Source organism: Streptococcus sp. F0441 (assembly GCF_000314775.2).
GTDB lineage: Bacteria > Bacillota > Bacilli > Lactobacillales > Streptococcaceae > Streptococcus.
In genome coordinates, this window is record NZ_KB373321.1 from 1740024 (window position 1) to 1751057 (window position 11034).

At 39.3% G+C, this 11034-nt stretch carries 6 protein-coding genes; all 6 read right to left on the reverse strand.

Annotation, left to right across the window (positions count from 1 at the left end; all coding sequences use genetic code 11):
• A partial coding sequence (locus HMPREF9188_RS08655) for an Sgo0707 family adhesin (protein ID WP_009730626.1) occupies nucleotides 1–1952 on the reverse strand: 1952 nt, incomplete at its 3' end.
• 590 nt (nucleotides 1953–2542) lie between these two features.
• Nucleotides 2543–3889, reverse strand: coding sequence for a type I glutamate--ammonia ligase (glnA, locus tag HMPREF9188_RS08660; protein ID WP_001122895.1), 1347 nt, complete (start codon nucleotides 3887–3889; stop codon nucleotides 2543–2545).
• Nucleotides 3890–3925: 36 nt separating this feature from the next.
• Nucleotides 3926–4282: a transcriptional repressor GlnR gene (gene glnR, locus HMPREF9188_RS08665; RefSeq protein ID WP_000664336.1), complete on the reverse strand. Its 357-nt coding sequence runs from the start codon at nucleotides 4280–4282 to the stop codon at nucleotides 3926–3928.
• 76 nt (nucleotides 4283–4358) lie between these two features.
• A complete protein-coding gene (locus tag HMPREF9188_RS08670) occupies nucleotides 4359–4886 on the reverse strand; it encodes an FUSC family protein (protein WP_000119890.1) in 528 nt (175 codons plus the stop codon).
• 132 nt (nucleotides 4887–5018) lie between these two features.
• Nucleotides 5019–9656 (reverse strand): antigen I/II family LPXTG-anchored adhesin, encoded by a 4638-nt coding sequence (locus HMPREF9188_RS08675; protein ID WP_009730627.1) that lies wholly within the window; start codon nucleotides 9654–9656, stop codon nucleotides 5019–5021.
• Nucleotides 9657–9819: 163 nt separating this feature from the next.
• Entirely contained in the window at nucleotides 9820–11019 is a 1200-nt protein-coding gene (locus HMPREF9188_RS08680) for a phosphoglycerate kinase (RefSeq protein ID WP_009730628.1), read from the reverse strand.
• Nucleotides 11020–11034: the final 15 nt, after the last annotated feature.

Genomic DNA, 11034 nt, shown 5'->3' on the forward strand with positions numbered 1-11034 from the left:
TGGTCTGCTGGAAGCAAGGATTTCACTTCTTGTGGAAGGTCTTTTCCTGGCGTTCCGCTTACAAATTCATGTGTTGCCTTGTAAGTTGGTGCTGGGGTAAATTCCCAAGTACCGACGAAGTGGGCATCCGCTCCATTGATGGTTTCTGATGCCTTGTCATAGGACTTAAAGCTCCATGTACCTTCTGCTGTCTTCACTTCTGTTTGACTTGGTTGAGTCGGAGTCGCTTGACTACCATCTTTCAAGTCTGTTTGGTCTGCTGGAAGCAAGGATTTCACTTCTTGCGGAAGTTCTTTTCCTGGCGTTCCGCTTACAAATTCATGTGTTGCCTTGTAAGTTGGCGCTGGAGTGAATTCCCATTTACCGATGAATTTCACATCTCCATTTTCAACAACTTCTGAAACCTTATCGTAACCTTTGAATACCCAGTTTCCTTCTGGAACAGATACTTTAGTAGTTGTTGGTTGAGTAGGATTTACAGTCGTTCCATTTGCAAGACCTGATACTTTAGCTGGTAACAAGTTTGTAACTTCTTGTGGAAGGGTCTTACCAGGTGTACCGCTCTCAAATTCATGAATCTTGTTGTAAAGTAAGGTCGTTGTTACCTTGTTTGATGCGAAATAAAGGTTATCTGGTTGCATAGCTACAATGTTTTCGATAGGTCCTGAAGCTTTGTCACCAACCTTATTATTTGTTACTGTATTATAAGTAATACGAATAGGTGTTCCGGCCTTATCTTTGTTCAAGTAGGCAGCAGCCATCTTGACAGTTACTTTTTGACCTGACTTCTCAACAGTATAGTCTGTATCCTTTGCCAACACAACACCATCTGCATCAACTGTAAGATCTTTGAAATCTAAACGATCATCAAAGGTATCAACGAAATCAAGGCTTGATAAAGCTGCAATGATTTCTTTACCTGGTTTTGGAATCTTGAAAAGAGTTTTATAAGTAACTGCCTCTCCTGCTTGTGCTGGGATTTGAGCTGGATCTACCTCCTTTTCTGGGGCAAACTGTACTTGTTCCATGTAAAGAGAGAAAGTTGCAGAGGCATAGTTCGCTGAACGGTAACCAAAGTTCATGGTGTTGTTAACTGAGCGTAGGGCTAAACCGGAAATATTATTTTCGGCCTCCGCACCACTTGTACCACCACCTGGGCCTGCATTCCAAACAGTTTTATCACCTTCTTGAACCGCTTCCAAATTATTGCGGTTGTTCATCACTCGCTTGTCAACGCTAGTGTTGTAATTGGTAACATAGAAAGCTTCCTTGGTATTCCATAGACCATTTGCATCAATATCAGTTGGTTTCATCACCAATTTCATGTCAGGTTCTGAACCATCTGAATACTTAAGTTCTGCTGTTATATCTGCATCAACCGTAAAGGTATTTTTCATGACATCGTCATGTGCCTCATCAACATATGCGATATTCCCAATTTCAAATTGGTTTGCTCCCCATAAATTAGAAACGTTGAAAAAGTTAACTGTTTTCTTATTAACATCAGCCATTTGAGCCGGAGCTTCTGAGTTGTTGATATAATGAAGAGTAACTTTATTAATCGTTAAATAAGCATCTACTTGCTTACCATTGACTGTTCCAGCATTGGTAAATTTCAAAGACAAAGGTTTATCAAAGGTTTGATCTTCCTTTTTGGTTTTATCTACCTTGAGGGTGAAATTTTCCATTGGATAACCAGGATATTTATGTTGTAGATCTCCAAAACCTGGAGCATCCATATGGTATTGCTGCACGGCAGATGACTTAGATACAACGCTCATGTTATCCGTAGTTAACTGAAACTGGTAAAGACTTAGTGCAGAAAGATCTGTGTCATCCTTTATTTCTTGCGGTGCCGCAAAAAGGCCTTGAAACGGCAGTAAGAAAAACGCTAAAACAAAGGTTATCATTCCAACGATTGTCTTTTTAAGCCTGTTTTTCGACTTTATCATTCTTTTTCTCCTTATTAAATTTCTTTTTACTTTTTATGATTACACATAAAAAGAAATTTATTGCCATTCTCCATATGGTAAGAACTCCGTTATTAGTACCCAAATTAGTAGTTTTCCCAGCTAACCTACCAATTCTTATCAAAAGAGCTTGTCAATAAATGCTTTTTAGTTTAGCACTCAAAGTAAAAGTTAAAGACAAGAGTTATAGCTCTCAGAGAGACTAGTAACCCACACTCAATTATATCATTAATCAAGCATTTTGGGCAAGCACTTCATTAAATTTTTCTTAAACAAAAAAAGGTCAATTAAAAGCAGATATAAAAAATATTTACTTTTTTTGTAGTGTTACAATAGATGTGAGACAAAGTAGAAAATCGCCATTAAATACCATCGTTATAAAGAAAATCTAAACATAAACTTGATATCGCTTTCTGATATTTGTCAGAATATTCCCATTCTGATGCATAATTGTAAGCTAGATAAAAAATATGAATTACCTATATTTTCTATACTAAAATCTGTATCAAAATACATTTATAACTTTGCAAACGAAAAAAGATTGCCCATTCGGACAACCTCTTTTCTACTATTTAATACAAATCTAGATAATTATCAACTTCCCATTGCGACACAAAGGTTGCATAGCTAGCCCACTCGATACGTTTGGCTTCAAGGAAGCTCGTATAGATGTGCTCACCTAGGGCAGCCTTGACTACTTCGTCCTCAGTCAAAGCTTTCAAAGCGTTATGAAGCGTTGATGGAAGGTCTGTGATTCCAGCTTCCTTACGTTCATCAGCTGTCATGATGTAGATGTTTTCTTCGATCGGAGCTGGTGCTTCGATTTTGTTTTCAATACCGTGCAAACCAACTTCCAGAAGAACTGCCATCGCGATGTATGGGTTTGCCATTGGGTCTACCGAGCGCAATTCAAGGCGAGTTCCCATACCACGTGAAGCAGGTACGCGCACAAGCGGTGAACGATTACGTCCAGCCCATGCAATATAAACTGGCGCTTCATAACCAGGAACCAAACGTTTGTAGGAGTTAACAGTTGGGTTCATGATGGCAGTATAGTTGTAGGCATGCTTGATCAAACCACCAAGGAAATGATAGGCCGTTTCAGACAACTGCATTCCTTTTGGATCATTTGGATCAAAGAAGGCATTGTTTCCTTCTGCATCAAACAAGGACATATTACAGTGCATACCTGATCCAGCAATACCAAATTTTGGTTTGGCCATAAAGGTTGCGTACAAACCGTGTTTACGAGCAATCGTTTTAACAACGAGTTTAAAGATTTGAATCTTATCACAAGCGCGAAGCACTTCATCATACTTGAAATCAATTTCATGTTGTCCAACCGCAACCTCGTGGTGACTTGCTTCTACTTCAAATCCCATTTTGGTCAAGACATTCACAATCTCACGACGCGTATTGTCTGCAAGGTCAGTAGGCGCCAAATCAAAGTAGCCACCTTTGTCATTTACCTCAAGAGTCGGATCCCCATTTTCATCTAGCTTAAATAGGAAGAATTCTGGCTCTGGTCCAAGGTTGAAGGATTTGAATCCTACTTCTTCCATATGGCGAAGAGCACGTTTCAAATTGCCACGAGGGTCACCTGCAAACGGTTTACCTTCTGTTGTATAGACATCACAGATCAAACCTGCAACACTTCCGTTTTCATCTCCCCAAGGGAAGACTGTCCATGTATCCAAGTCTGGGTACAAGTACATATCTGACTCATTGATACGTACAAAACCTTCAATAGAAGATCCATCAAACATAGCCTTGTTTGACAAGACTTTATCTAACTGTTCATCTGTAGCAGGAATTTCGACGTTTTTCATCGTTCCCAAAATATCTGAGAACATGAGACGAATAAAGGTAACATTTTTTTCCTTGACTTCACGACGAATATCTGCAGCTGTGATTGGCATGGTTTTTCTCCTTAATATATGACTACTTGCGGTTGCCTAACCGCGACCAAAAGGTGACCGTACTGAAGCAAAGCGTCCCTGCTGGAGGAGTTCATTATGAAGTGCGCGACGCACCTCCGTCTGACTCACCACTTTCTTGGACTTCGCCTCACGTTCAGCATATTTTTTCTTAATGGCAGCGATATTGTAGCCTTCAGAGATATAATCTTTGATCTCAAGCAAACGATCCATGTCATTCAACGAATACATGCGACGGTTTCCTTCGTTTCGATCAGGTTTAATCAACTCTTGATCTTCATAATAACGAATCTGACGCGCTGATAGATCGGTCAACTTCATCACACTACCGATAGGAAAAACAGCCATATTTCGGCGAAATTCTCTTTCCTTCATTTACAATTTCCTTCTTTCTGTCTATTATAGTCTAAAAAAATACATACGTCAATCGATAATGTTATAAAATGTAACATTATTTTTCTTTTTTCTCTAAAAAGAGATGAATACGATCAATATCATAATTTACGAGAATTGCGACAAAAACTCCCATGAAAGTTTCCGATACACGCGCAAACACGTACAAAATTGTTTCACCGCTCGGTATTGAGAGGGTAATGATTAACATAGCTGCTACACCACCAATAACCCCCGATTTATTATTCATGGCCACATTTGTCATAATGGTTAACATAGTGCAGATTGGAACAACCACCAAGGTCACCCAAAAGGCTCCTTGAAATAAGGTATTTAAGAGAAAAAAGATAAGGGCGTAGAAACCACCGATACTATTTCCTAGAATACGTGAAGTCCCAAAATGAACACTCTTATCAAAACTCTCCCTCAGACTAAAAACCGCTGTCAGAGCACCGATTTGAAGACCTTTCCAGCCAAAAAAGTCAAAAATCAAAAGAACTAAAAAAACGGCAATTCCCGTTTTAAAAGTCCGCATACCAAGTTTGAACTGTGACTTATCAAATTTATATTTTTTAAAATAACTCATAATCTCAACTTTCTACTACCATTTTAACATAAATTAGTTGATTTTATGAGCCAAAATCAATAGGAAACGTTTTTAATTTAGGCTATAAAAAAGAGGAAGCAGAGTTCCTCTTTTCTATTTAACTTCCAGAAATTAGTTGCTTTCGTCTTCTTTTCGTTTCAACTGACCAAGTCCTAAAACTCCTACTAAAGCTGCTAAACCAAGATACGGCATGTAGCTTGAATCATTTGTACCTGTTTGAGGTAGAGTAGGGTTTCCTTTTGGATTTGGATTAGAATTAGGGGTTGTTGGCTCCTCTGGTTTCTTAGGTTCTGGTGTTGTCGTGCGAACTGTATTTGAAGCGTAAGCGACTTTGTTCACAGTATTTACATAGGTATTTTCAAAGGTTCCAACAGCAATTCGTTTCATTTGAATATAAGTCTCAGCCTGGAATGGAGAATCCAACTGAATCTCTTGAAGGAATTCTTCCTTGAAGCGAATGGTAAGCATTCCCTTATCTTGATCATGTTCAACCTGTGTTTCAGCTGTTAAGTCTGTCCCTGCCTTAATAACACGACCGTCTTTCAATCGGATATCAACCTTGGCAAGAACTTTATAGTTTCCAGTGTATTGATCACCTTTTTGGTCATAATCATCTACAAAACTATAGTCATTCAAGTCCTCAGAATGATTTTGTGGAATCAAACCTCCGATTAAACGATAATTGAAGTATTGGTTCAACGGAATTGTTTGGCCATCAATATTGTCACTGCTTGGATCCATACTGATTGTCACATCTTTTTTCGGTGTGATTTTCGGTACGTTGTTGACAACTACTTCTGTAGCATAGCCATTTCCAAAGTCAATTTGGTAGGCTTTGTTTTCGTACTTACCACCCGTTTGACCAAATTCAGGTTTAACTGTCATCGGATCTGTGATTAGCAATGATTTTCCTGCTGCTACATAGTTCTTGTAGAATTCTGCTGGATTATCAGCTGAGAAAAGTTGGAAAGTCCCCTTAACAGTGATGTTGGCTTTCTTCAGTAGCTCTTGAACCTTCTTAGGCGCAGCTTCTAAACTATCAAATTGTTGAACACTGATACCTGATACAAGGTTGCCCTCTAGATCACGAATCTTAACCAATTCTGGTTGAAGGGTTAAAGCTTCTTCTGGATAATCATCCACGTAGTAGAAACCGTTTTGAATCGATTCTTTAGAAGATTTATCTCCCTTGTATTGGTCCAAATCCCATGTAAGTTCATAGTAGTTAGTTGAACCGGCTAGAACTTCTTTACCATCAATATTCACACCTTGTTTGTTCTTGTTAACTTTCAAAGGTTTAATGTAGTTGTTATTTGGATTATCGGGATCGTTTGGTTTACCTGGAGTCGTTACACGAACAATGTTTGATTTAACACCATAGGCATCATTGACTGTCAATGTAAAGTTATTTGTATAAGTCGCCCCATCATTCAAAACACGACCAACAACCGTTGGATATAGAGTCTCAAAGGATTTTGTCAAATCTGCATTGAAAGCAGCTAAGGTCTCCTCAGTAGCCTTAAAGGTTACAGTGTGACTAGCTTTGTCATAGCTTGTTTCAAAACCTTTACTTGCAGCCTTGGTTGCTTCCAAATCAAACTGATAGCCAGTTGGAAGTGGATCTACCAATACAAACGAAGTTGTTTTTGGACGACCTGCAGTTAAAGCCTCTGTTTTCAGTTCAAACTTCACTACAGACTGCTTAGCTACTAGAGTACGATCAATATCTACTCCATCCTCATTCTTAATTTCTTTATTAATTTGAGGTTGCGCCAACAAGCTCTTATAATGGAAGTGTACTGTCGGTACCGCTGGAGGAGTCGGCAACTGCTTAGGAGTTGGTGCTAGTGGTGGAGTTGGCAATGGATCATAGTTTGGCGCTTCTGGTTTTGATGGCTCCGGTTGATCTGGAGTCTTAACCGGTGGAGTTGGCTCATTTTCGTAGCTTGGCTCTACTGGAGCTGGTTCCAATGGTTTTTCTGTCTCATAGTTTGGCGCTTCCGGTTTTGATGGCTCCGGTTGATCTGGGGTCTTAACTGGCGGAGTTGGCTCATTCTCATAGCTTGGCGCTACTGGAGCTGGTTCCAATGGTTTTTCTGCCTCATAGTTTGGCGCTTCCGGTTTTGATGGCTTCGGTTGATCTGGAGTCTTAACTGGTGGAGTTGGCTCATTCTCATAGCTTGGTGCTACTGGGGCTGGCTCCAATGGTTTTTCCACATCATAAGTAGGAGCTTGTGGTTCAGTTGGCGTTACTGGTGGAGTTGGTTTTTCCTTAGTAATTTTCGGAACGTTAACTGCACGAATTTTACCATTAAGTGAGTACCAAATGTTTGGTCTTTTACCAGTTTCTACTGCCATAACTGGATCAGAAGGAACTACTTGTGTCGCAGAAATGGCACCAACAGTAACATGATTTGTAGGACCAGACATACTAATGGCTCCTGCACCGTACCAAGAGTTTGGTGCATCTGATGAATCCCAACCTGAACCAGGTTGACTATTTTTATACATGGTCCAACGAGATCCACCTTGGCCTTGTTTAAAGTTCAAGGTTTCTGTAGCATAAATTTTTCCGTCTTTTTCTCCAACAGAAGACCCAGAAATTTTAACAAAAGTACCACTGTAATCTTTAGCCATCTCTATAGAATTATTTTCTCTATTTAGAGATGCTACTGAAAGAAGGGCATTGTCAAAATTAATTGGCTTGTCATTTTCATCATAGAAGGTGAATTCATTTTTAATGAAAATTGACGTATCTTTTTCTACCTGACCCGTAAATGCTGAAGCAAAGACTCCTAGAGTAGGGTCACTAAAGATTCCCAACCAAACTTTCCCACTAGGATTTTTAAATTGAGAAGAAGGATCTACAGTATATTTGTAAACAATCTTAGAAATCTTTTTACCATTGTAGTAGGAATTTTGAAGGTTGGTATAAGTCGCTGTTACGCTTTGTCCACGCTCTAGAAGAACAGAGCCCCATTTAACTTCAGTTTTATTCCCTACATTGGTGGTCCAGTCAGATTTGTCGTTGATGTTACCATACAATTCCACCGAAGAAGTGGTAGCACCATTTTCCAAATTCTTGACATTTAGATTGTCTAACTGAAGATTTTTCTTGCCATATTGTACTGTGTCTTTCTTGAAGGCTTCATCAACTGCTGTTGCTGTAAGAAGTTTTCCTTCTGTTTTAAGATCAAGTTGAGCATTCGGTTCTAAATCATAAACCAAACTCTGAGCAGATGGTTTAGACAAGTATCCATCTTGATCTTTATTCTTTTCAAGCTCTACAAGTGCTGCTTTAATTTTGGCCTGCTCATCTTCATAAGCCTTCAACTTAGCCGGATACTCAGCCAAATCTTTCTTATATTTGGCAATGTCTGCTTCATATTTAGCTAATTTTGCTTCATAGTCAGTTTTAGCCGTGGCATTACGTTGCTTGATTGCTTCATTCTCAGCTTCAATCGAAGCATTTTTTACTTTATTGTCTTCAACTGCCTTTTCATAGGTTGCTTTTGCATCAGCATTTGCTTTTTGAACGCGAGCTAGTTCTGTCTGATAAGCTGCTAGCTTAGTTTGGTAGCCTTTTTCGTTAGCTTCATTTACTTGTTTGACTGCTGCCAAGTCTTTTTCGTATTGTGCTTTTTTAATCTCATAAGTTGTCTTGGCTGATTCATTTCGTTGTTTAATCGCTTCATTTTCAGCTTGGATAGCATTGTTCTTAGCAGTATTTTCTTCAACAGCCTTTTCATAGGCTGCTTTTGCATCAGCATTTGCTTTCTGAACACGAGCCAATTCTGTCTGATAAGCTACTAATTTAGCTTGATAATCAGCATCATTATCTTCTTTAGCTTTCTTAATAGCTGCAAGATCCGCTTCATACTGCTTCATCGCTGCTTCATAATTCGCTTTTGCAGTTTCATTACGCTGTTTAATGGCTTTATTCTCAGCTTTAAGCGCTTCGTTTTTCGCAGTATTTTCTTTTACCGCCTTATCATAGGCTTCTTTAGCTTCAGCATTAGCCTTTTGTACTCGAGCTAATTCTGTCTGATAAGCTGAAAGTTTATTTTGATAATCCTCTTGACTATCTTTGTTTGCTTTTTTGACAGTCGCTAAATCTTTTTGATATTGCGCTAGCTTAGCCTCATATTCTGCTCTAGCTGTTGCATTGGCAGTATTGATTTTTTCGACTTCTTCTTGATGACTTTTTAGATCTTTTTGATACTTGTCATCCGCTGCTTTGTTTTCAGCATTGATTTTATCTGTTTCTGCCTGATGAGCTGCGACTTCTTTTTTATATGCTTCAGTTGTCTTCTTTATTTCTTTAGCCTGTTTAGCATAGTCGCTTTTAATCTCATCTTGTTTTTGAGCATTCTCTGTAGCAGTTGTGGCTGTTCCTTTGTCTTTTGTTTCATCTTGAACTACCTTAACTCCTGCAGTTTTTGCATCAGCAACTGTTTTATCCAAATCAGCTGATGATACTTCAACTGGCAAAGCTGAGTCTTTAGAACCAGCCTTGGCTTGGCTCTCTTTGGCGGCTTGGCTCATATCTCCTTGAGCTTCAGCTAGATTTGTAGCTGGGTTCCCGGTACTTGTAACTTCAACCGCACTTGTGCTTGTTGTCTCTTTTACTTCATCAGCAAAAACTGCCTGATCTGCAAAAGCAATCAAAGCAGTCCCTAAAACAGCACCACACAAAGTTTTTGCAACCTTGCTTTTACGAAATCCATAGACTTCTTTTCTATTTTTCATTGTAATCTCTTTCTGTATCTCATTTTTGTCGTTTACTATCCATAGTATCACTTTAAAACCCAAGATGCAAATATTTAATCCTTTTCTTTTCATATATGCAATAATATACATTTAAAAAGGTACAAAAAAAGAAGATGGTTTCGCCATCTTCTTAATTATACTCTTATTTTTCTGTGAGTGCAGCCAATCCTGGTAATACTTTACCTTCAAGGAGTTCCATTGATGCTCCACCACCAGTAGAGATCCATGAGAACTTGTCTGCGCGACCAAGGTTAATTGCTGCGGCAGCTGAGTCACCACCACCGATGATTGATTTCACGCCTGGTTGTTTCACGATAGCGTCCATCACACCGATTGTACCAGCTTGGAAGTCAGGGTTTTCAAATACACCCATAGGTCCGTTCCATACAACTGTCTTCGCACCAGTCAATTCTTGATCGAATTTAGCGATAGATTTTGGACCGATATCCAAACCAAGGAAACCTGAATCTACTGCTTCACCTTCAGTGTCTTTCACTTCAGTGTAGTCAGCAAATGCGTTTGCTTCTTTTGAGTCAACTGGCAAGATCAATTTGCCGTTTGCTTTTTCAAGAAGAGATTTTGCAACATCCAATTTGTCTTCTTCTACAAGTGAGTTACCGATTTCGATACCTTGAGCTTTGTAGAATGTGTAAGTCATCCCACCACCGATAAGAACTTTATCAGCTTTTTCAAGCAAGTTTTCGATAACACCGATCTTGTCTGAAACTTTTGAACCACCAAGGATAGCCACGAATGGACGTTCTGGAGCTTCAACTGCTTCTTGGATATAGGCAATTTCGTTTTCAAGAAGGAATCCAGCAACTGCTTTTTCAACGTTTGCTGAGATACCAACATTTGATGCGTGTGCACGGTGAGCTGTACCGAATGCATCGTTTACGAAGATACCATCTCCAAGTGATGCCCAGTATTTACCAAGTTCAGGATCATTTTTAGATTCTTTCTTGCCATCAACATCTTCGAAACGAGTGTTTTCAACCAAGAGAACTTGTCCATCTTCAAGAGCGTTGATTGCTGCTTCCAATTCAGCACCACGTGTAACACCTGGGATAAATTTAACTTCTTGTCCCAATTTAGCAGCCAAGTCAGCAGCTACAGGAGCGAGTGATTTACCTTCTTTGTCTGCTTCTTCTTTTACACGTCCAAGGTGAGAGAAGAGGATTGCACGTCCACCTTGTTCAAGGATGTACTTGATAGTTGGAAGAGCTGCAGTGATACGGTTGTCATTAGTAATCACGCCATCTTTAACAGGTACGTTGAAGTCAACACGAACGAGAACTTTTTTCCCTTTCAAGTCAACGTCTTTAACAGTCAATTTTGCCATTAGATATGACTCCTT